18 protein-coding genes and 2 pseudogenes are annotated in these 20,878 nt (G+C 73.7%); 9 read left to right on the forward strand and 11 right to left on the reverse strand.

The features are described 5' to 3' along the window. Positions 1–194: 194 nt before the first annotated feature. From OG799_RS08270 to OG799_RS08290, 5 genes are all read left to right on the forward strand, one after another. On the forward strand, positions 195–572 hold the full coding sequence (locus OG799_RS08270) for an SCP2 sterol-binding domain-containing protein (RefSeq protein ID WP_406044458.1): 378 nt from the start codon (positions 195–197) through the stop codon (positions 570–572). Beyond that, positions 569–2,623 carry a glycogen debranching N-terminal domain-containing protein gene (locus tag OG799_RS08275; RefSeq protein ID WP_406044459.1) on the forward strand — a complete coding sequence of 685 codons (2,055 nt, stop codon included), beginning with the start codon at positions 569–571 and terminating at the stop codon, positions 2,621–2,623. Before OG799_RS08270 ends, OG799_RS08275 begins: the two co-directional genes overlap by 4 nt. A gap of 104 nt (positions 2,624–2,727) precedes the next feature. After that, the gene (locus tag OG799_RS08280; RefSeq protein WP_406044460.1) at positions 2,728–3,471 is read left to right on the forward strand and encodes a cupredoxin domain-containing protein; all 744 of its coding nucleotides are present in this window, start codon (positions 2,728–2,730) and stop codon (positions 3,469–3,471) included. 206 nt (positions 3,472–3,677) lie between these two features. Continuing rightward, positions 3,678–4,721, forward strand: coding sequence for a zinc-dependent alcohol dehydrogenase family protein (locus OG799_RS08285; RefSeq protein ID WP_406044461.1), 1,044 nt, complete (start codon positions 3,678–3,680; stop codon positions 4,719–4,721). A gap of 315 nt (positions 4,722–5,036) precedes the next feature. Next, positions 5,037–5,963 carry a diacylglycerol kinase gene (locus OG799_RS08290; protein ID WP_406044462.1) on the forward strand — a complete coding sequence of 309 codons (927 nt, stop codon included), beginning with the start codon at positions 5,037–5,039 and terminating at the stop codon, positions 5,961–5,963. Here OG799_RS08290 and OG799_RS08295 read toward each other — a convergent pair. The 4 genes from OG799_RS08295 to OG799_RS08310 form a co-directional block, all read right to left on the reverse strand. After that, the gene (locus OG799_RS08295; RefSeq protein WP_406044463.1) at positions 5,926–6,876 is read right to left on the reverse strand and encodes an EamA family transporter; all 951 of its coding nucleotides are present in this window, start codon (positions 6,874–6,876) and stop codon (positions 5,926–5,928) included. The two genes, OG799_RS08290 and OG799_RS08295, sit on opposite strands and share 38 nt — an antisense overlap. A 76-nt stretch (positions 6,877–6,952) precedes the next feature. Further along, positions 6,953–7,906, reverse strand: coding sequence for a helix-turn-helix domain-containing protein (locus OG799_RS08300; RefSeq protein WP_406046238.1), 954 nt, complete (start codon positions 7,904–7,906; stop codon positions 6,953–6,955). Continuing rightward, positions 7,798–8,400, reverse strand: a complete 603-nt coding sequence (locus OG799_RS08305; RefSeq protein WP_406044464.1) for a TetR/AcrR family transcriptional regulator — start codon at positions 8,398–8,400, stop codon at positions 7,798–7,800. Before OG799_RS08305 ends, OG799_RS08300 begins: the two co-directional genes overlap by 109 nt. 79 nt (positions 8,401–8,479) lie before the next feature. Beyond that, positions 8,480–9,244, reverse strand: a complete 765-nt coding sequence (locus OG799_RS08310; protein WP_406044465.1) for an HAD family hydrolase — start codon at positions 9,242–9,244, stop codon at positions 8,480–8,482. 86 nt (positions 9,245–9,330) lie between these two features. Between OG799_RS08310 and OG799_RS08315 the strand changes: the two genes are divergently transcribed. Further along, positions 9,331–12,129: a DEAD/DEAH box helicase gene (locus tag OG799_RS08315; RefSeq protein WP_406044466.1), complete on the forward strand. Its 2,799-nt coding sequence runs from the start codon at positions 9,331–9,333 to the stop codon at positions 12,127–12,129. 231 nt (positions 12,130–12,360) lie between these two features. Here the strand turns inward: OG799_RS08315 and OG799_RS08320 are convergent, their stop codons facing one another. Continuing rightward, a complete protein-coding gene (locus OG799_RS08320; protein ID WP_406044467.1) occupies positions 12,361–13,281 on the reverse strand; it encodes a 5'-3' exonuclease H3TH domain-containing protein in 921 nt (306 codons plus the stop codon). A 145-nt stretch (positions 13,282–13,426) separates the two neighbouring features. On the opposite strand from OG799_RS08320, the gene OG799_RS08325 reads away from it, so the two are divergent. Next, positions 13,427–14,500: a DUF4037 domain-containing protein gene (locus tag OG799_RS08325; RefSeq protein ID WP_406044468.1), complete on the forward strand. Its 1,074-nt coding sequence runs from the start codon at positions 13,427–13,429 to the stop codon at positions 14,498–14,500. A 53-nt stretch (positions 14,501–14,553) separates the two neighbouring features. On the opposite strand, the gene OG799_RS08330 is transcribed toward OG799_RS08325, so the two are convergent. The 3 genes from OG799_RS08330 to OG799_RS08340 form a co-directional block, all read right to left on the reverse strand. Beyond that, positions 14,554–15,690, reverse strand: a complete 1,137-nt coding sequence (locus OG799_RS08330; RefSeq protein ID WP_406044469.1) for a low temperature requirement protein A — start codon at positions 15,688–15,690, stop codon at positions 14,554–14,556. Further along, the gene (locus tag OG799_RS08335; protein ID WP_406044470.1) at positions 15,624–15,821 is read right to left on the reverse strand and encodes a low temperature requirement protein A; all 198 of its coding nucleotides are present in this window, start codon (positions 15,819–15,821) and stop codon (positions 15,624–15,626) included. Before OG799_RS08335 ends, OG799_RS08330 begins: the two co-directional genes overlap by 67 nt. 161 nt (positions 15,822–15,982) lie before the next feature. Next, positions 15,983–16,708 (reverse strand): GntR family transcriptional regulator, encoded by a 726-nt coding sequence (locus tag OG799_RS08340; protein WP_406044471.1) that lies wholly within the window; start codon positions 16,706–16,708, stop codon positions 15,983–15,985. Between the two features lie 83 nt (positions 16,709–16,791). Here OG799_RS08340 and deoC point away from each other — a divergent pair, with 83 nt between their 5' ends. Both deoC and OG799_RS08350 read left to right on the forward strand, forming a co-directional pair. Further along, positions 16,792–17,529 (forward strand): deoxyribose-phosphate aldolase, encoded by a 738-nt coding sequence (deoC, locus tag OG799_RS08345; RefSeq protein ID WP_406044472.1) that lies wholly within the window; start codon positions 16,792–16,794, stop codon positions 17,527–17,529. Positions 17,530–17,608: 79 nt separating this feature from the next. Continuing rightward, positions 17,609–18,901: an exo-beta-N-acetylmuramidase NamZ domain-containing protein gene (locus OG799_RS08350; protein WP_406044473.1), complete on the forward strand. Its 1,293-nt coding sequence runs from the start codon at positions 17,609–17,611 to the stop codon at positions 18,899–18,901. A 70-nt stretch (positions 18,902–18,971) separates the two neighbouring features. Here OG799_RS08350 and OG799_RS08355 read toward each other — a convergent pair whose 3' ends face one another. The 3 genes and pseudogenes from OG799_RS08355 to OG799_RS08365 form a co-directional block, all read right to left on the reverse strand. After that, positions 18,972–19,277 (reverse strand): diguanylate cyclase domain-containing protein, encoded by a 306-nt coding sequence (locus OG799_RS08355; RefSeq protein ID WP_406046239.1) that lies wholly within the window; start codon positions 19,275–19,277, stop codon positions 18,972–18,974. Beyond that, positions 19,249–20,139 (reverse strand): annotated as a pseudogene (locus OG799_RS08360) (GGDEF domain-containing protein); the annotation flags it as partial. The gene OG799_RS08355 and the pseudogene OG799_RS08360, both read right to left, overlap by 29 nt. A 391-nt stretch (positions 20,140–20,530) precedes the next feature. After that, positions 20,531–20,725 (reverse strand): annotated as a pseudogene (locus OG799_RS08365) (hypothetical protein); the annotation flags it as partial. Between the last annotated feature and the right edge of the window lie 153 nt (positions 20,726–20,878).

The raw sequence follows: 20,878 nt of genomic DNA on the forward strand, positions 1-20,878 counted from the left end.
GCCATCCTGCCCGCCCTCGGCGCGTGCCCCGACCGCCCCGGCTGTTGCCAGATCCGGGCTTTCGCGAGCGGGCCCGGCGATAGGCTGGGGCGGCGCCGGGAGGGCACGGACGCGTCGGTCGTCGCCGCTGCACGGGTCGCCACGGTCCAGCTCGGGCCGGCCGTCCCGACGGCGATCTCGCGGGAGGCGGTGCGGTGTCGGATCCCATCGGAGTGTTCTTCGACCGGCTCGCCGGCGGTGGGTACGAGCGCCTGTTGGGCAAGACCGCGGGCACGATCCGGTTCGAGCTGGTGGGGGACGACGGGCTCGACCTCTGGCACCTGACCATCGCTGACGGGCGCGTCGTGGTGTCCCGGGAGGCTGGTGACGCGGACGCGGTGATCCGCACCGACCGGGCCTTCTTCGCCCGGATGGCGCGGGGTGAGGCGAAGCCGCTGACGGCCTGGCTGCGCAACGACATCACCGCCGAGGGGCAGTTCCGCTACGTCGTGCTGCTGGAGCGGCTCTTCGCCGCGCCGCCGGTGGCCCGGCACCCGCGCGCCGTGGCCGGCGATCGTCGGGCGCGGTCGTGAAGGCGGATCTGGTCCGGGTGCTGGACGGCAACATCTTCGTGCTCAGTGAGCACAACGGCGACATCGAGGCGAGCGCCACCAACCCGTGCGGCTTCTTCGACTTCGACACCCGGTTCCTGTCGCTGTGGCGGCTCAGCCTGAACGGCGAGCGGCTGAGTTCGCTGTCCATCGCCGAACGGGACTACTTCGCGCTGCGCTTCTTCCTGGTGCCGGGCCAGCCCACCCACTACGTGGACGCGAAGGCCTCGGTGATCCGGGAGCGGTCCATCACCGGCGGCGCTTTCGAGGAACGGCTGACGGTGCTCAACCACAACCGGGATCCGGTCGAGTTCACCCTGCGGCTGGAGGTGGCGAGCGACTTCGCGCCGATCCTCGCGGTCGGCGAGGAGCGGGAACCGGTGGGTGGGTTGTACCGGCGGGTGGACGGGGGGTGCCTGCGGCTCGGCTACCGGCGGGAGAAGTTCCACCGGGAGACGGTGATCTCCACCGGCGAGCCGGCGGCCGTCGACGAGGACGGGCTGACGTACACCGTGCGGGTGGCGGGGAACGGGGAGTGGACGACGACCCTGCGGGTCCGGGCGATGGTGCTGCGGCCCGACGGCCGGGACGTCCGGGAGGTGCTGGACCGGCGCCCCCGGCGGAACACCGCAGAGCAGCAGGATGACCTGGCGGACTGGCTGGCCCGAGCGCCGCAGCTGAGCTGCGACTGGGACGCCATGACCACCACCTACCGGCGGAGCCTGGTCGACCTGGCCGCGCTGCGGTACTCCCCGCTGACCCTCCCGGACGAGGCGATGCCCGCCGCCGGCCTGCCATGGGTCGCCACCATCACCGGGCGGGACAGCATCCTGACCAGCTTCCAGGCGCTGCCGGTCGCCCCGGAGCTGGCGGTGGCCACGCTGCGGATGCTCGGCATCGACCAGGGCTCGGTGCTCGATGACTTCCGCGACGAGGAACCGGGCAAGATCCTGCACGAGTTCCGCTATGGCGAGTTGGTGGCCTTCGAGGAGCGGCCCGAGTCGCCGTACTACGGCAGCGCCGACGCCACCCCGCTCTACGTGGTGCTGCTCGATGAGTACGAGCGGTGGACCGGGGACGTCGAGCTGGTGCGGGACTTCGAGGACGAGGCCCGGGCCGCGCTGAACTGGATCGACGAGTACGGCGACATCCTCGGTGACGGCTACGTGCGCTACCGACGGCGCAACGAGCGGACCGGGCTGGGGAACCAGGGCTGGAAGGACTCGCCGGAGGCGATCTGCTACGCCGACGGCCGGCTGCCGGAACCGCCCCGGGCCATTTGCGAGCTGCAGGGGTACGCGTACGACGCGAAGCTGCGGGGGGCCCGGCTGGCCCGCGAGTTCTGGGGCGACCCGGCGTACGCGGACCGGCTGGAGCGGGAGGCGTCGGCGCTGCGGGAGCGCTTCGAGCGGGACTTCTGGATCGCCGACCGGGGGTACTACGCGCTCGCGTTGGACGCCGACGGCCGCCAGGTCGACGCGCTCGCCTCCAACATGGGGCACCTGTTGTGGAGTGGCATCGTCGAGGAGTCCCGCGCCGCGCAGGTCGCCGCGCATCTGCTCGGTCCGCGGCTCTTCTCCGGCTGGGGGGTGCGGACCCTCGCGGAGGGACAGGCGCGCTACAACCCGTTGGGCTACCACGTCGGCGCGGTCTGGGCGTTCGACAACGCGCTGATCGCGTGGGGGCTGCGCCGGTACGGCTTCGCCGAGGAGGCGGGGCGGATCGCCGAGGGGATCCTCGACGCGGCGCACCACTTCCACGGCCGGCTGCCGGAGGCGTTCGCCGGCTATCCCCGGGAGCTGACCCGCTACCCGGTGCGCTACCCGACGGCGAACAGCCCGCAGGCGCTGGCCACCGGCGCCCCGTTCCTCCTGCTGCGGGCCCTGTTGGGGTTGGAGCCGGCCGGGGAGCACCTGGTGATGGCGCCGCGGGTGCCGGCCCGGTTCGGCCGGGTGGAGCTGCTGGACGTCCCCGGGCGGTGGGGGCGGATCGACGTGATCGGCAGCGGGCTGGCCCACGTGGACGCCCGCTGACCGGGCGCGGGTTTGACGGTGCGCGCGGAACTGCTCTACCTTGCTCCGGCAAGGTTAGACTTACCTAATTTGTCGGCTGTCCGGTCCGCCGGTACCCGTCGATCATGACCAGCCCCGCTGGACCGCACTCCGGAGAGTTGATGAACATCCGTACCGCCGCCGCCGCCGCCGTCGCCGTCGCCGCGCTCTGCGCCGCCGCCAGCCTCACCGCCTGCGGTGCGGATTCCCCCGGCAAGGCCTCCCGGGTGGCGATCACCGCCACCGACAGCGCCTGCCAGGTCGCCACCACCAGCTTCGCGCCGGGCGAGGTCACCTTCACCGTGACCAACAAGGGCAAGAACACCACCGAGGTGTACGTCTACGGCAAGCAGGGCGACGGGTTCACCAAGGTCGTCGCCGAGGTGGAGAACGTGGCCCCGGGGCTCACCCGCGACCTGAAGGCGACCCTGGCCGGCGGCGCGTACGAGATCGCCTGCAAGCCCGGTCAGACCGGTGCCGGCATCCGTACCGCGATCACCGTGTCCGGCGGATCGGCCGCCGCGACCGGCGAGGCGGAGGCCGCGTACGACCGGGAGATCGAGCTGGCGGTCACCGCGACCGGCGTCACCGGCGGCGACGGGCTGACCGCAAAGGCCGGCGAGAAGATCGAGTTCAAGCTGGAGAACAAGGCCGCCGCGGCCCGCGCGCTGGAGATCGTCGACCCGTCCGGGAAGGTGGTCGCCGAGATCGAGGCCGACGCCAACGGCGCCGCCGAGACGATCGTGCCGCTCACCGGCGCGGGCGCCTGGACGCTGAAGGTCGAGGGGCAGGGCGTGGTCGAGGTGGAGAAGCCGCTCACCGTCGGCTGACCCCGGCCGGGGCCCGGCGCGGGTCAGCGGGCCGGGGCCCCTTCGCCGGAGGCGGATCGACCGATCGGGTGGCCCAGCGGCCGACCGTGAGCCCGCCCACCCCGGCGGGACGGTAGGTTGGCGGTCGCTCCGGGCGGGACTAGCGTTCGCCGGGGCGCTCCGCCCGCGCCCGCCAGCCCACCACGCCCACCGGAGGACATCCCTTCATGCGCGCCACCGTGATCCACGGCCCCACCGACATCCGCGTCGAGGAGGTGCCGGACGCCGCCGTCCGCACTCCCACCGACGCCGTCGTCCGCGTCGTGCTCGCCTGCATCTGCGGCAGCGACCTGTGGGCGTACCGGGGGGTGGCCAAGCGCCAGCCCGGGCAGCGGATCGGCCACGAGTTCCTCGGCGTGGTCGAGGCCGTCGGCGCCGAGGTGACCTCGGTCCGGGCCGGCGACCTGGTGGTGGCGCCGTTCGTCTGGTCCGACGGGAGCTGCGACTTCTGCCGGGAGGGCCTGCACACCTCCTGCCCGCACGGCGGCTTCTGGGGTGAGCCCGGCTCCGACGGCGGCCAGGGCGAAGCTGTCCGCGTCCCGTACGCCGACGGCACCCTGGTCCAGCTCCCCGCCGAGGCCGCCGGCGACGAGCGGCTGCTCACCGCGATGCTGGCCCTGTCCGACGTGATGTCCACCGGCCACCATGCCGCCCTGTCCGCTCGGGTCCGCCCCGGCGCCACCGTCGCCGTGGTCGGCGACGGCGCGGTCGGCCTGTGTGGGGTGCTCGCCGCCCGGCGGCTCGGCGCCGAGCAGATCATCGCGCTGGGCCGGCACACCGCCCGCACCGACATCGCCCGTTCCTTCGGCGCCACCGACGTGGTCGCCGAGCGGGGCGAGGCCGCGATCGCCGCCGTGAAGGAGCTGACCAAGGGGCAGGGCGCGCACGCCGTGCTGGAGGCCGTCGGCACCGAGGAGTCGATGCGTACCGCGATCTCCATCGCCCGCGACGGCGGCGCGGTCGGCTACGTCGGCGTGCCGCACGGCGGCAGCGCCGGCGTCGACATCGGCCAGATGTTCGGCCGCAACCTGGCGCTCGGCGGCGGCGTCGCCCCGGCCCGGGCGTACCTCCCGGAGCTGCTCGCCGACGTGCTGGACGGCATCATCGACCCGTCGCCGGTCTTCGACCGGTCGGTGACCCTCGATCAGGTGCCGGACGGCTACCGGGCGATGGACGAGCGCACCGCGCTCAAGGTCCGCATCACCTTCTGACGGCGGAAGCACGACGAGGCGCCTGAACCACGGCAGCGCGCGAACCAATCCCAGGGGTGGTGGCCGGTGCGCCTGAGCGGGCGCCGGCCGTACCCTCAGCGGCCCCCGGATCGGCGGCGCCGGGCCCGCTCGTAGTCCTGGAACCGGGCCTTGGCGATCACCGAACGGTCCGGCGTGCGCAGCACCAGGCCCTCGGCGCGGCCGTCGAGATGCTCATCGCGGGGAGCGCGCCGCCGGTCGGCGTGGGGACGCCGGGACCCGCCGGGCGGGCGTAGGAACGTCTCCCCTGGTGGAGGCCGTGGGTCGTACCGTACGGTGCTCGCCGTGACCGCGCACGATCATGTTCCGTCCGGCCCCGTCGCCGTGCTCGCCAACCCCACCGCCGGCCGGGGCCGGCACCGTGGCCTGCTGCCCCGGCTGCTGGAGCGGCTGGGTGCCGGCGGCCGGCCGGTGGAGCTGCTGACGGCGGGCACCCCGGCGGAGGCGGAGGCGGCGTGCCACGCCGCCGTCGCGAACGGCGCCGGCGCGCTGGTCGCCGTGGGCGGCGACGGCACGATCCACCGGGCGTTACAGGCGGTCGCCGGTACGGCCGTGCCGTTCGGTCCCGTCCCCGCCGGCACCGGCAACGACTTCGCGGTCGACACCGGCTTCCCGGCCGACCCGCTCGCCGCGGTCGACGTGATCGCCGCCGCGCTGCGCGACGGTCGGAGCCGCCCGGTCGACCTCGCCCGGATGACCGCCCCGGACGGCCGGCAGCGTTGGTACGGGGCGGTGCTGGCCGCCGGTTTCGACGCGATCGTCAACGAGCGGGCCAACCGGATGCGCTGGCCGCGCGGCCCGCGCCGCTACGACCTGGCGATCCTGGTGGAGCTGGCCCGGCTCCGCCCGCGCCGGTACACGCTGCGCCTCGACGGCGAGGAGGTGACGACCGACGCCGTCCTGGTGGCGGTGGGCAACTGCGCCAGCTACGGCGGGGGGATGCGGATCTGTCCGGACGCCGACCCGACCGACGGGCTGCTGGACGTGGTGGTCGGCGGGCGGTTCGACCGGCGCACCCTGATGCGGGTGAAGCCGCGCATCTACCAGGGCACGCACGTCGACCACCCGCTGGTGCGCAGCTACCGGGCACGGACCGTGGAGCTGGCCGCCGAGGGCATCACCACGTACGCCGACGGGGAGCGCACCCTCGACCTGCCGGTACGGATCAGCGCGGTGCCGCGGGCGGTGCGGCTGCTGCGCTGAGCCGCACCTCGGCGGCGAGCAGGTCGACCGGTTCGGCGGCCCGGGCGCCGGCGCGGACCGCGCCGATGCTGGCGGCGATCACCAGGCCGATAGCGAGGATCTCCACCGCCCGCAGCTCCTGGTGCAGGACCAGCCAGCCCGCGAGGGCGGCGATGGCCGGGCCGAGGCTCATCAGCACGGCGAAGGTCGCGGTGGGCAGCCGGCGCAGCGCCAGCAGCTCCAGGGTGTACGGCAGCACCGAGGCGAGCACGGCGAGCCCGGCGCCCAGCCCGAGCACGGCCGGATGCCCCAGCCGGGCACCGGCCCCGAACAGCCCCACCGGCAGGGTGACCAGGGCCGCCACCGTGAGCGCCAGGGCCAGCCCGTCGGCGCGCGGGAACCGGCCGCCCACCCGGGACGAGCAGACGATGTACGCCGCCCACATCGCCCCCGCGGCCAACGCGAGCGCGGCGCCGACCGGGTCGAGCCGGTCGAAGCCGCCCTGGCCGAGCAGGGCCACCCCGGCCAGGGCCAGCCCCGCCCAGCACCAGGCGGCCAGCCGGCGGGCGGTGCACACCGACAGCGCGAGCGGTCCGAGCACCTCCAGGGTGACCGCGGGACCGAGCGGGATCCGGTCGATGGCCTGGTAGAAGATCGAGTTCATCCCGGCCAGGGCCAGCCCGAAGGCCACCACCCAGGCCCAGTCGGCGCGGTCGTGGCCGCGCAGCCGCGGCCGGCACACGGCCAGCATCAGCAGCGCGCCGATGGTCAGCCGCAGGGTCACCGCGCCGGCCACGCCGGTGCGCGGGAAGAGCAGGGCGGCGACCGCCGACCCGAACTGCACCGACAGCGCCCCACCGAGCACCAGCCCGACCGCCCCGAGCTGACCGCCCCGCAGGGCGTGGTCCGGCGACGGTGGCGGACTGGTGGTCATGGCGGCCACGCTAGCCGGGCGGCGGGCGACCGGGCCCGCCGGGCCGACGGCCGGAGGCGGCCGCCACGCCCGCCGCTCAGGGCGGCCCGTCGACGGTCGGCGTGCCGGCCCGGTAGTCCCGCGCCGCAACGCCGTACGCGGTCCGGAAGGCACGGCTGAAGTGGGCCGGATCCGGGAAACCCCATCTCGCCGCGATGACCTGGATGGGCTGGTGCCCCAGCAGCGGATTGCGCAGGTCGTGCCGGATGTGTTCCAGCCGGCGCCGGCGGATGAGCCCGGCGACCGTCTCGGCCTCGCCGGCGAAGAGCCGGTGCAGGGTACGCAGCGAGACGTGGTGGGCCCGGGCCACGGCGCCGGGGTCGAGATCCGGGCGGGCGAGGTGCCGTTCGATGAACTCCACGACCTGCAGCCGGGTGACCTGCTGACGCGTCTCCGGTGACAGGGACTCCTCGGCGTCCGCGTGCCGTGCCAGGGTGGCGCACACCAGGTCGAGGGCCACGCCGCCGAGCCGCGGCGCCTCGGTCGGCGCGTACTGCTCGGGGTGCGCGGTCACCTGCCGGAGGAACTGCGCCAGCAGGCCACCCGTCCCGCCCTCGGCGGGCATGGCCGCCGCGAGCAGCCGGTTCACCCGGTCGGGGGAGAGCGGCAGCAGTGCGTGCGGAATGTGCACGCAGATCGTGGACGGGTACGTCTCCACGTCCATCCGGTGCTCCGCCTCGTACGGCCGGGAGGTGTCGAAGAAGGTGAACCCGGTCTGGTCGATGGTCGACTCGTTGCGGGCCTGGCTGATGGCGCTGAACCCGGCGATCGGCAGGGCCAGCTGGAACATCTCCGCGTCGGCCTGCCGGATCTGGCGGGCGGTCCGCCGGGTGCGCAGGGTCGGGTACCGGAACGAGGACAGGTGCACGCCGTCCAGGTCGATCAGTTGGGCGAAGGCGTCGAACGGGACCGACCGGTCGGCCCAGATGCTGGCGGGCGCGGCGCGGACGGCGAAGTCCGCCCAGAAGTCGAACCGGTCGGCCGCAGGCACCAGCTGGGTGTCGAGCACCTGACGTGGCAGGATCGCTTCCTCCCGAGGGCCGTTGTGCGATCGAGGCCGCATCGTACGGCAGTTCGCGGCCGTTCACGGGCCGGCGACGGTGGCCCCGGCTGGCGGACGACGCTGCCCGCTGCCCTGGCAGCCCGCCGGGCGCGGATCAGGCGACGGCCTCCTGGGACGGCCGCGCGCCCCAGCCACTCGGCCAGCAGCGCCCGCTCGGCCGGGCTCAGGTCGCCGGCCACCTCCGGCAGCGCGACGGCGTGGCGTACCGGCCGGTCGGGCGGGCGGACCGCGCGGGTGGCGAAGCCGTAGCTGGCCGCCGCGTCGAGCAGTCCGCGCAGGTTGCCGAACTGCCGGTAGATCGTCGGCGCCTGCACCCCGGCCGCCCGGCTCACCGCCCGGGTGGTGACCGCCTCCCGGCCGCCCTCGGCGGGCAGCGCGGCGGCGGCGCGGACGATCCGGTCCCGGGGCGAGGTCTCGATCATGACAGCGACGCTACGGTCCGGCTGTCAGCGCCGCTACCGGCGGCGCTAGCCGTTCCCGGTTAGCGCTGGAAGCCGCAACTCAGGAGCGCAACGCCAGGTCGAGCACCGCGCCGAGCCCGGTGGTCCGTCCGGCGTCCGCGGCCGGCAGCACCAGCACCGCGCAGCCCGCCGCCGCCGCGCCCGCGTCGGCCGGCGTGTCACCGACCATCAACGCGCGCTCCGGCTCGACGCCGAGCATCCCGCAGGCCCGCAGGAAGATCCCCGGGTCGGGCTTGCAGCGCCCCACCTCGTACGACAGCGCGTACGCGTCGACCAGGTCGTCGAGGCCCCAGGCGGCGAAGAGCGGCCGGATGTCGAAGCCGATGTTGCTGACCACGGCCACCTTCACCCCGGCTCGCCGCAGCTCCTTGAGGACCGCCTCGGTGTCCGGGTACGGCACCCAGCCCTCGGGGACCCGGACCCGCTCGTAGAGCGCCTCGGCGAACCCGTCGATGCCCGCGTCCACCGTCTCCGCCAGCCCGGTGTACGCGCCGCGGTGGGCGTGCTCGTAGAGGTCCCGGTCGGCCCAGAGCTCCGCCAGCCGTGGCGGCACCCGAACCGGCGACGGCCCGCCGGCCCGCCCGGCGGTGAGCAGCCGGTCGGCCAGCGAAGTGGCCCGCACCCGGTCCAGCTCCACCCCGCACGCCGCGGCGGCCGCCAGCACCCACTCGCGCGGCTCCTCCACCTGGGCGAGGGTGCCGTGGAAGTCGAAGAGCACCGCCTCCACGGGGCGGCGGGACGGGCTCGGGCGGTCGGCGTCGTCGGCGCCGCTCGAGGCGTGGGGCGGTTCGGCATGATCCGGCACGTCGTGCACCCTACCGACCGCCTCCGACCGTCCTGCCGGATGGCCTTGCCACGTGGTGGTCGGTCGTACCGATTAATCTTGGAGGCATGTCGAGCCCCGCCGAGCGGTACGCAGCGGCGCGCCGCCGGGCCGCGCAGGCCTCCACCTTCCCGGCCCTGGACGAGTTCGCCCGAGACCTCGGGTTCGACCTCGACGACTTCCAGCGGGAGGCGTGCCAGTCCCTGGAGCGGGGCAGCGGTGTGCTGGTCTGCGCTCCCACCGGCGCGGGCAAGACCGTGGTCGGCGAGTTCGCCGTGCACCTGGCCCTGCGCGGCACGCCCGGGCAGGCGGCGGCCGACGCGGCCGAGGGCGCGACCACCCGGCGCAAGTGCTTCTACACCACGCCGATCAAGGCGCTGTCCAACCAGAAGTACCACGACCTGGTGGACCGCTACGGCGCCGAGCAGGTCGGCCTGCTCACCGGTGACAACGCGATCAACGGCGATGCCCCGGTGGTGGTGATGACCACCGAGGTGCTGCGCAACATGCTCTACGCCGGCTCCAGCACCCTCGAGGGCCTGGCGTACGTGGTGATGGACGAGGTGCACTACCTCGCCGACCGGTTCCGCGGCGGGGTGTGGGAAGAGGTGATCATCCACCTGCCCGCCTCGGTCACCCTGGTCTCCCTGTCCGCGACGGTCTCCAACGCCGAGGAGTTCGCCGACTGGCTGGTCACGGTGCGCGGCGAGACCGCCGTGGTGGTCAGCGAGCACCGGCCGGTGCCGCTGTGGCAGCACATGCTGGTCGGCAAGCGGATGTTCGACCTGTTCCACGACGCCGACGCCGCCCGCAAGCACGACGTGCACCCGGAGCTGCTGCGCTACACCCGGGACACGGTGCGCCGGCTGGAGCTGGGCGAGGGGCGCAGCGCCGGCCCCGGCGCGGGTCGCCGCGGCCCCCGCTGGCGGGGCCCGATGCGCCCCGACATCGTCGACCGGCTCGACCGCGAGGGCCTGCTCCCGGCGATCCTGTTCATCTTCAGCCGGGCCGGCTGCGCCGCGGCCGTGCAGCAGTGTCTCGCCGCCGGGCTCCGGCTGACCTCGCCGGAGGAACGCGCCGAGATCCGCCGGGTGGTCGAGTCCCGGGTCACCGCCATCCCCGGCGAGGACCTGTCCGTGCTCGGCTACTGGGAGTGGCTCGACGGCCTCGAACGCGGCCTGGCCGCCCACCACGCCGGCATGCTGCCGGTGTTCAAGGAGGTCGTCGAGGAGCTCTTCGTCCGCGGCCTGGTCAAGGCGGTCTTCGCCACCGAGACCCTCGCCCTGGGCATCAACATGCCGGCCCGCTGCGTCGTCCTCGAACGCCTCGTCAAGTTCAACGGCGAGGCGCACGTCGACCTCACCCCGGGGGAGTACACCCAGCTCACCGGGCGGGCCGGTCGGCGCGGCATCGACGTCGAGGGGCACGCGGTGGTGGTCTGGTCGCCGGAGACCGACCCCCGGCACGTCGCCGGCCTCGCCTCCACCCGCACCTACCCGCTGCGGTCCAGCTTCCGGCCGTCCTACAACATGGCGGTCAACCTGGTCGGCACCGTCGGGGCGGAGCCGGCGCGGGCACTGCTGGAGTCCTCGTTCGCCCAGTTCCAGGCGGACCGCTCGGTGGTCGGCCTGGCCCGGCAGGTGCAGCGCAACACCGAGACCATCGAGGCGTACGGCGTCGAGGCGGCCTGCCACCACGGCGACTTCGACGAGTACTTCGCGCTGCGGGTGGCCATCGCCGACCGGGAACGGGCCATCGCCCGGCAGGGCCAGACCCAGCGCAAGGCGGCGGCCGTCGCGTCGCTGGAGCGGCTGCGGGTCGGCGACGTGATCCGGGTGCCGTCCGGGCGGCGGGCCGGGCTGGCCGTCGTCCTCGACCCGGCCACCGGCGGCTTCGGTGAGCCGCGCCCGCTGGTGCTCACCCAGGACCGCTGGGCCGGCCGGGTCAGCCCCGGCGACTTCACCACCCCCGCCGAGGTGCTCGCCCGGATCCGGGTGCCGAAGCACTTCAACCACCGGTCGCCGGCCGCCCGGCGGGACCTGGCCGCGGAGGTCAGCGGCACCGGGCTGGACCGGCACGGCGGTCGCCGGGGCGGGCGGTCCCGGCAGGCCGCCGGCGAGGACCACCGGCTCAGCCAGCTCCGCACCGAGCTGCGCCACCACCCCTGCCACGCCTGCCCGGAGCGGGAGGAGCACGCCCGCTGGGCCGAGCGGCGCCGCCGCCTCGAACGCGACACCGAGGAGCTGCGGCAGCGGGTCTCCGGCCGCACCGGCTCGCTGGCCCGCACCTTCGACCGGATCGTCGCGCTGCTCACCGCCCGCGGCTACCTCTCCGCCGACGGCGGGGTCACCGACGCGGGCCGGATGCTCGGCCGGATCTGGACCGAGGCGGACCTGCTGGTCGCCGAGTGCCTGCGCCGGGGCGTCTGGGACGGGCTCTCCCCGTCCGAGCTGGCCGCCGCCGTCTCCGTGGTGGTCTTCGAGGCCCGCCGCGACGTCGACGAGCGGGCCTCGCTGCCGCGCGGCCCGGTCGCCGACGCGGTCGACGAGACGCTCAAGCTGTGGGGCGACATCGAGGCCGACGAGGCGGGCCGGGGCCTGGCCGTCACCCGCGAGCCGGACCTCGGCTTCGCGTGGCCGATCTACCGCTGGGCGCGGGGCGAGGCGCTGGCGAAGGTGCTCGCCAGCGGCCACCAGATCGACGGCGAGATGCCGGCGGGCGACTTCGTGCGCTGGGCCCGGCAGGTGGTCGACCTGCTCGGCCAGCTCGCCGATTCCGGCGGCGCGTCGGCGGAGTTGCGCGCCACCGCCCGGCAGGCCATCGCGGCCGTCAACCGGGGCGTGCTGGCGTACCACGCCACCGCCTGATCGTCACTTTCGGTCACGGCGGCTCGGAAACCGACGCATCGGAAAGTCACTGCTACGGCACCCCGCGAATTTCCCGGGGGGTGTCGTCGCGCCTGCTCAGAAGCTCCCTGATCATGGCTGCGGCGCGTGTTGCCACGCGCCGGTAACCATTGGGGGGAAGACCGCGATGGCGGAAATCAATCACTTTGAGTACGAGTGGATCACGCCCGCGCTCACCCCCGGCGCGCCTGATCAGGAACGGGCGGCGAGCGCGTCCACGAGCCGCCGGCACGAGCCGGCCAGGTTCCACCGCTGCGCCAGCTCCAGCAGCCCGTCCGGGTCCGCGGGCGCCGTCGGCAGCGCGGTGGGCAGCTCCGGCAGCGGTACGTCCCGCGCCACCTCCACCACCTTCGGCGCGACCGCCAGGTAGTCCCGGGCCGCCGCCAGCTTGCTCCGCAGCCCCGGCGCGAAACCGGCGTCCCCGTCGTCCAGCGCGGCGAGGATGCCCGGCAGCCCGCCGTACCGCTCGATCAGCCGGGCGGCGGTCTTCTCGCCGACCCCCGGCACCCCGGGCAGCCCGTCGCTCGGGTCACCCCGCAGTGCCGCGAAGTCCGCGTACCGGTCGGCGGGGACCCCGTACCGGGCGCGGACCGCGGCGTCGTCGCAGTCGTCCAGCTTGGCGACCCCCCGCCCGACGTAGAGCAGCCGGACCTGGCGGGCGTCGTCCACCAGCTGGAACAGGTCCCGGTCGCCCGAGACCACCTCCACCGGGCCGGGCTGGGTCACCGAGAGCGTGCCGAGCACGTCGTCGGCCTCGTAGCCGGTGGCGCCGACGAAGGTGATGCCGAGCGCGGTCAGCACCTCCAGGATCATCGGGACCTGCGGGGAGAGGGTGTCCGGCACCACCTCGCCGCCCTCCGGCGCCACCCGGTGCGCCTTGTACGACGGCAGCAGCTCCACCCGCCACGCCGGCCGCCAGTCGTGGTCCAGCGCGCAGACCATCCGGTCCGGCCGGCGGGTGCGGACGAGCTGGGCGAGCATGTCGAGGAAGCCGCGCACGGCGTTGACCGGCTGGCCGTCCTCGGTCCTCGCGGCCGACTCCGGAATGCCGAAGTAGGCCCGGAAGTAGAGGCTGGGGGAGTCGATCAGCAGGATCGGGGGTCGCGATGCCACCCGGACAGCCTGGCACAGCCGTACGACGAGGTGGGGGACGGCGGGCCGGCACGTGATCCACCGTGCTCGTGCCGCCACCACGCCCGGGCGGGGCCAGGCCGGTAATCGAGGTGGCCGCGCCGGGGAGGCCCGGCAGACTGACGGCATGGCGTTCGTACCGGGGTTGACGCTCTGCCGTCGCTTCCACGACGAGGTCCTCGCGCCGCTGCTGGCCCGGCGGCTGCCCCGCCTGCGCTACGCCGCCGGCCGGCTCGACAGCGGCTCGGAGCTGCTCGGCCTGGACACCGAGCGCTCCACCGACCACGACTGGGGTCCGCGGACCCAGCTCTTCGTCGCCGGCCCGGACGAGGTGGAACCCGTCCGAGCCGTCCTTGACACCGAGTTGCCGGCGGAGTTCCTCGGCTGGCCGACCCGCTTCGCCGGCCGCCCCGACGTCCGCCTCGGCGTCGTCGACGCCGACGGCGACCGGCACGGCGTGGACGTGGACGACCTGGCGGGCTGGCTGCGTGGCCGGCTCGGCTTCGACCCGCGGGCCGGCGTCGGAGTGGACGACTGGCTCGCCACGCCCACTCAGCGGCTGGCCGAGCTGACCGGTGGCGCGGTCTTCCACGACGGCCTCGACGGGGCGCTCACCGCCGTCCGGTCCCGGCTGGCGTGGTATCCGGACGACGTGTGGCGGCACGTGCTGGCCGCCGCCTGGATGCGGATCGGCCAGGCCGAGCACCTGGCCGGCCGGTGCGCCGAGGTCGGCGACGAGCTGGGCAGCCGGGTGGTGACCGCCGGGCTGGCCCGGGATCTGATGCGGCTCGGCCTGCTGACGCGCCGCCGCTGGCCCCCGTACGCCAAATGGCTCGGCACCGTCTTCGCCCGGCTGTCGGCGGCGGCTCCGGTGGTCGACGGGCTCTCCGCCGCCCTCGGGCCCGACGGCTGGGCCGCCCGGCAGGCCGGGCTGGTCGGCGCGCTGGAGACGGTGGCCGGCTGGACCAACGATCTGGGGCTGGCCGCGCCGGTCGACCCGACGGCCCGGCCGTTCCACGGGCGGCCGTTCCTGGTGCTCGACGCGGGCCGGTTCGCCACCGCGCTGCGGGCCGCGATCGAGGACCCGGAGCTGCGCGCGCGGCCCCCGGTGGGCGCCGTCGACCAGTACCTGGACAACGTCGACGTCCTCACCCACCCGCAGCGGGTCCGCCGGGTCGCGGCGACGGTCCGGCCGGACTGACCGGGCGGGACAGCCGGTCGGGCGACCCGCGCGACGACGGAGCGTGCCGGGTATCACTCCGCCGGCTGCGGCGGGCCGTCGTCGTGCCAGCGGGCGCGCCAGGCGGCCTCGCTGGCCTCGTGGTCGGTCCGCTCCTCGAAGACCGCTCGGCGCAGGGCGCGTCGGGAGTCCGCCAGCACCACCACCTCGATGGCGACGAGCGCGACGCAGATGGTGGTCAGCAGCCCGAGCGCGCCGAGCGCGGGCAGGTGTCGACCGACGGGGAGTCCGGCCGCCAGCGCGAGGAGCGCGCCGACCCGGGTCCACGTGACGGTGTGCAGGGTGCGCAGCTGGAATGCCATGTCGGCGGCCAGGTAGACCATCACCCCGCCGTACAGCATCGGGACGGCTGGGCCGTGCGCTCGCTCGGCCACCCCACCCGCCGGGTCGGTGATCGTACGCAGGAGTTCCTCGGCGCCGATGGCGAACAGGACGACTCCGGCGATCATCGGCAGGTAGAGGTAGGCGTAGGCGTCGCGGGCCATCGCCACCCGTGGGCCGCCCTGTGCGGCGTGCAGCGCGATCCGGGCGCCTGGCCCGATCATGTCGAAGTGCGCCCACCACAGCGCCGCGGTGAACAGGATCCCCAGCATGGCCGCCGGGACCGCCGGCCAGGTCACTGGTTGGCCGATCAGGTTGCCACCGACCCCGACCGAGATCACGGACTCACCCAGCGCGATGATGAGGATCAGGTCGTACCGTTCCGTCCAGTGTTCGGCGGAGGTGACCGTCCAACCCTTGGTGCCGCCCGTCAGCCCGCTGCCGTACTGCAGGACGACGACGGCGATCCACAGCCCGTCGCGGAGCCACATCCCGAGGTCGGGATCCTCGATCTTCAGTGGCAGGAGCGCCGCGATCAGCAGCAGGAGGGTGGTGATCACGATCTCCGGCACGAACTGGAGCAGCTTGCGGCGGGCGTCCGGCCTGCCCCGCGTCGCGTGCACGTACAGCGCCAGGTGTACGGCGCGGACCACCACGTAGCTGATCGTGACCAGGATGGGTCCGGCCGAGCCCTGGTGCAGGCTGCCGAAGGTCTGTGGCGGCGCCAGGGCGAAGGTGAACAGCGCCATCATGCCGACCACCATCAGCACCGGGACGAAGCCCTCGCCGAGGCGGAGCTGGCTGGCGACCCGCTGTGCACCACCCAGCACCACCAGAGCACGGCCAGCACCAGCATGGCGTGCAGCAGCTGCCGCCCGCTGACGTTGGCGGCGGTGGCCCGGGTGATGATGAAGAACGACACGACGAAGACGAGGTCGAAGAACACCTCGAACTTGTCCACCCGCGGCCGGGGCGACCGGGATGGCAGGCCCCAGCCGCCCGGCCCACCGGTCGCCGCCCACCGGTCGAGTCTGGCAGCGGCTGGCCCGTCGCGGGTCGGAATCGCCCTGGGGGCGGCCGGGCAGCGCGGTCTACGGTCGCCGATGCCGTGACCGCTTCGGGTCACCGCGGCGGTTCGACGCCAAAGGACAGGTTCAAGCTGTATCGCTCGCCCGCGTACCGCGACTCCGTCAGCTCCAGAGGCTCGTCCCGGTCGTCGAGGATCACCCGCTGCTCGACCAGCAAGGCCGAGCCGACGGAGACGCCGAGCAGCTGCGCGTCGTCCCGAGTGGCCTGCCGGGCGGCCAGCGTCGCCACCCCTCTCGTCGGAGTACGGCCGAGCGCGGTCACTGCTTCGTGCAGCGATCCACCCGCCAGGTCGCCGGCGAGGAGAGCCTTCAGGGACCCGGGAAAGGCGGCCTTCTCGACCACGACCGGTTCCCCGTCGGCCAGGCGCACGCGCTCGATGTACACGACGTCGGACCCGGCGCGCAGCCGCAACCGGGCGGCCTCCTCCGTGGTCGCCGGTCGGGTCTGCGCCGTCACCACACGCGATGACGGCTGCCTGCCCTGCCGCCGGACCTCGTCGCTGAACCGGACCAGGTTGTCGGCTCGGCGGGGCGACGCCGGCACGGCGACGAAGGTGCCACGCCCGGGCACCCGGTACGCGAGCCCGTCGTCCACCAGCTTCGTGACCGCGGCCCGCGCCGTCATCCGGCTCACCCCGTGCTGCCGCGCCAGGTCAGGCTCCGACGGAAGCGGATCGTGCGGGCGGGATGCCGCGATCCGGGCGCGCAGCGCCTGCTCGATGCGGTAGTAGCGGGGCGCGAAGTCCGGGTCGGCAGCCACCTCCGAGACGCTACCGGCAGCCTGTCTAGACAGCAAGCTGTCTAGACAGATAGCGTGGCCGGAGACCCGAACCAGGAGGCACCATGGCCACGTTCACGCCCGAGAGCGTCACCGTCGGACAGATCGCGAAGCTGATCGACCATTCCCTGCTGCGCCCCGAACTCACCGGAGACGACGTCCGCGCGGGTTGCGCGCTCGCCGCCCGCTACGGCGTCGCATCCGTCTGCGTCCGGCCCGGCGACGTCGACCTCGCGGTGGACCTCCTGCGGGGAACCGACGTGCTCGTCGGCACGGTGGCCGGCTTCCCGCACGGCAGCACGACCACCCGGATCAAGGCCGCGGAGACCGCGCTCGCCGTCAACCAGGGGGCCGCCGAGGTCGACATGGTGATCAACATCGGCTGGCTCCGGTCCGGGAAACTGGACGAGGTCGAGGCGGACATCCGCGCCGTCGTGGCAGCCGCTGACCACGCGACCGTGAAGGTGATCCTCGAGAACGCCTACCTGACCCGCCAAAAGATCGTCGCCGGCTGCCGGGCGGCGGAGCGAGCGGGCGCCCACTTCGTCAAGACCTCGACCGGCTTCGCCCCCGGGGGCGCCACGATGGAGGACCTGGCTCTCATGCGCTCCGCGGTTTCACCAGCTATCCAGGTCAAGGCCGCCGGCGGTGTCCGCACCCTCGACACCCTGCTCGCGATGGCCGCCATCGGCGTCACCCGGTTCGGCGCGACCGCCACCGCCGCCATCCTCGACGACCTCGCCCATCGGCAGGAGCACGGCCGGCCCGCTGCCGAGACCGTGGCGGGCACCGGTGGCTACTGAACACGCGTAGGTATCTTTCCTTGACCCGCCACCTCCATGTAGCTAAGTTTCGATGAGCTGAGCTGCTTGGAGGTACCCGATGGAGCGCAGAACCTTCCTCACCGGCGCCGGGGCGGTCACCGTCGGCGCCCTCGCCACGACCGTGACCGGCTCACCCGGCAGCGCCGACCCCGGGATTCGCCGGGTCGAGACCGGCCTGGACGCGCTCGTGCGCTCCGACTTCGCCGAGCTGCGCGGCCAGCGGGTGGGCGTGATCTCCAACCCGACGGGCGTCGACTCCGCCTACCGCCACCTGGTCGATCTGATGCACAGCTCGGGCCAGGTGGACGTGGTCGCGGCGTTCGGTCCCGAGCACGGCTTCCGGGGTTCGGCCCAGGCGGGCGGCAGCGAAGGCACCGGCACGGACGCGCGGACCGGCATCACCGTCTACGACGCGTACGGCGCCTCGCAGGCCAAATGGGAGGCCATGTTCGCGCAGTCCGGAATGGACACCGTGGTCTTCGACATCCAGGATGTGGGTGCGCGTTTCTACACGTACATCTGGACGATGTACACCTCGATGGTCGCCGCCGCCCGCGTCGGCAAGCGGTACGTCGTGCTCGATCGGCCGAACCCGGTCGGCGGCCGGGCGTACGGCCCGATGATGACCGCCGGCTACACCTCCGGGGTCGGGCTCAAGGAGATCGTGCAGCAGCACGGCATGACCGTCGGCGAACTGGCGCGCTTCTTCAACGCCGAGTTCCTGCCCGCCGAGGCGGGCCGGCCGGTCGAGCTGGAGGTGGTGCAATGCCGGCACTGGAAGCGGGACGGGCTCGCCGCCGACACCGATCTGCCCTGGGTGATGCCCAGCCCGAACATGCCCACCACGGACACCGCCCTCGTCTACCCGGGCACCTGTCTCTTCGAGGGGGTCGCGTCGATCACCGAGGGGCGGGGCACCTGCCGCCCGTTCGAGCTGATCGGTGGCCTGGCGACGGACTTCGACTACCACTGGGGTGACCGGCTCAACGCCCGGAACCTGCCGGGGGTGCAGTTCCGGGAGGCGTACTTCGCGCCGACCGCGGCCGGGCAGAAGCCGGCGCTGCTCAACAAGCCCTGCGCGGGCGTCGAGGTCAAGATCGTGGACCGGGGCGCGTACGACCCGATCCGTACCGGGGTCGCGATGCTGGTGGAGGCGCGGAAGTATCCGGCGTTCGCCTGGCGGCAGGACACGTGGGACACCCTGCGGCCGTACTGGATCGACAAGCTCACCGGCTCGCCCCGCCTCCGCACGATGATCGACGCGGGCGCCGACGTGGCCGACGTGGTCGGCGCCTGGGCCGACGAGTTGGCCGCGTTCGACCGGCAGCGGCAGCCCTACCTGCTCTACTGACCGCCACGGCTGGGCGGTGCGACGAAGGCCCCGCCCGGCCGCGGCACCGATCGCCGTACGGGTTCGCGGACTACCCGGGCGACCACCCCGGCCGTTGCCCGGCCGCCCGCACGCCGAGCGGGTTCGAACGGCTGGACAGCAGGCCGTGGCGGTCCTCCCGCGGCGGGTTGCCGGCCGGGCGGTGTTCCTCTTTCATGCGGTAAAGGCGCTGGTCGGCCACCTGCATCAGGGCATCGAGCGTGTCGCCGTCCTGCGGAGCGGTGGCCGAGCCGATGCTGACGCGGGCATGGGGGCGCACCGCCGCGTCGATCCGGGTCAGCACCGTCCGCGCGGTGACGTTCGTCCGCGTCGACCAGGACGACGACGAACTCGTCACCCCCGACCCGGGCGATGGCGTCCCCGGCGCGCAGCACCACTCGGGTCACCGCCACCGTCCGCTGTAGCAGCCGGTCGCCGGCGGCGTGTCCGAGGCGGTCGTTGACCAGCTTGAAGTCGTCGAGATCCAGACAGAGCAGGGACGGGCCGGGGCGACACCCGTTCCGGAACAGGTGCTTGGTGAGCTCGGCCAGGCCGCGCCGGTTGAGGGCACCGGTGAGCGGGTCGAGCTCCGCGAGCGAACGGAGCTGGGATCGCTGCCGCGCCAGGATCCGTGCCTGCGCGGAGCACACCGAGATCAGCACCACCATGGCCGCGACGTGGATGAAGACGTGACCGGGAGGTACCGGTCGTCCGGTGGCGGCCACGGAGAGGTAGGACCCGACGGTGAGCACCGCAAGCCCCATCATCAGCCGCAGGTGCGGGGTGTGACTGGCCACAAACACGGCCGTGGTCACGAAACCCACGGCGGCCGGTGAGGCGGCGCCGCCGTCCCAGTACGCGCCGAGCGCCGCCACGACGAGCGTGATCATCAGAATCGTGAACGAGACGCGGTACACCGAGGCCTTCGTGGTCACCGTCCTCGCTGCCCACAGGCCCACGATTCCGGACGCCAATCCACAGCCATAGCCGGCCAGCATGAGGGACCGATGTGGCTGGTGCAACGTCATGAGGCAACAGGTGACGGCGATCCCGTGCGAGACGACGTGCAACGCCGAGGTGAGCAGCATCCTTCGCCGGCGCTCGGTCACCCGATTGTCCATCGCATCCACGGCAATCTGACGACGGCGCTCGATGACGTGGAAGCAGAATCGATTGAAGGGGCCATTACCGTGGTCCGTGTCGACGCCGCTCCGAGGCATCCCACCACTCCGACATTCAACGATGTGTGTCAAGTCACGTCAACACCACGGCGCGGACGCGTCTGCGCTGCGTACGGCCACGATGGCTCAAGGCGACCTCGCGTTCCGCGCCGTGGCCGTACGCAACCGGGGAGCCACCCAACGCAGGGCCGGTCGGCTGGCGCGCCCGTCCTCGGGTTACCCGAGACCGAGGTGCGCGGGCGACGAGGCAAGGGAACGGAACACCGCTCCGCCGGTCGGCCACCAGCCGTCGCGTGTGCAGGTCCTGCATCCCGCCGACCCCGGTCAGCTGGGCGACCGGCGTGCCGTCCACGCGTACGTACTCCTGCTCCAGCCGGAACGTCTTGCCGTTTCCTTTCATGACGCGTAGGTGAGCTCATGATTGGATGTCCTACCTTGCGGTGGGGCGGTCCCGGTGTTGCCCGCGGTGGCGGTGCCGGGTTTGACGTTTCACGGCCACCGGCCCCGCGAGCGGGGTGTTACGGTCGGCTCCACGTCCGTTTCGCGTCTCCGGGCCACTCCCGGCGACGGTGACCGCCAGCGCGGCCAGGTTCCGTGCGGCGTTGACGTCCCGGTCCAGGACGAGGCCGCACGTGGTGCAGGTGTAGGTGTGCCCGCTGGTCCATCACCGCCTTGACCCGCACCTTAACCACCCGGTACGACGTAAACCCGCGACCACCAACGCCACCCCAAAGCACCGAGCCACACGAAACGGCTGACTCATGAACCGATCTTCGCA

The organism is Micromonospora sp. NBC_00898 (assembly GCF_045207895.1).
Classification (GTDB): domain Bacteria; phylum Actinomycetota; class Actinomycetes; order Mycobacteriales; family Micromonosporaceae; genus Micromonospora.

Bases quoted from the DNA above. Each gene is read 5' to 3' on its own strand.
- OG799_RS08280 (WP_406044460.1), top strand. From the start codon at position 2,728: ATGACCAGCCCCGCTGGACCGCACTCCGGAGAGTTGATGAACATCCGT.
- OG799_RS08285 (WP_406044461.1), top strand. From the start codon at position 3,678: ATGCGCGCCACCGTGATCCACGGCCCCACCGACATCCGCGTCGAGGAG.
- OG799_RS08295 (WP_406044463.1), bottom strand. From the start codon at position 6,876: ATGACCACCAGTCCGCCACCGTCGCCGGACCACGCCCTGCGGGGCGGT.
- OG799_RS08305 (WP_406044464.1), bottom strand. From the start codon at position 8,400: ATGATCGAGACCTCGCCCCGGGACCGGATCGTCCGCGCCGCCGCCGCG.
- OG799_RS08315 (WP_406044466.1), top strand. From the start codon at position 9,331: ATGTCGAGCCCCGCCGAGCGGTACGCAGCGGCGCGCCGCCGGGCCGCG.
- OG799_RS08325 (WP_406044468.1), top strand. From the start codon at position 13,427: ATGGCGTTCGTACCGGGGTTGACGCTCTGCCGTCGCTTCCACGACGAG.
- deoC (WP_406044472.1), top strand. From the start codon at position 16,792: ATGGCCACGTTCACGCCCGAGAGCGTCACCGTCGGACAGATCGCGAAG.
- OG799_RS08350 (WP_406044473.1), top strand. From the start codon at position 17,609: ATGGAGCGCAGAACCTTCCTCACCGGCGCCGGGGCGGTCACCGTCGGC.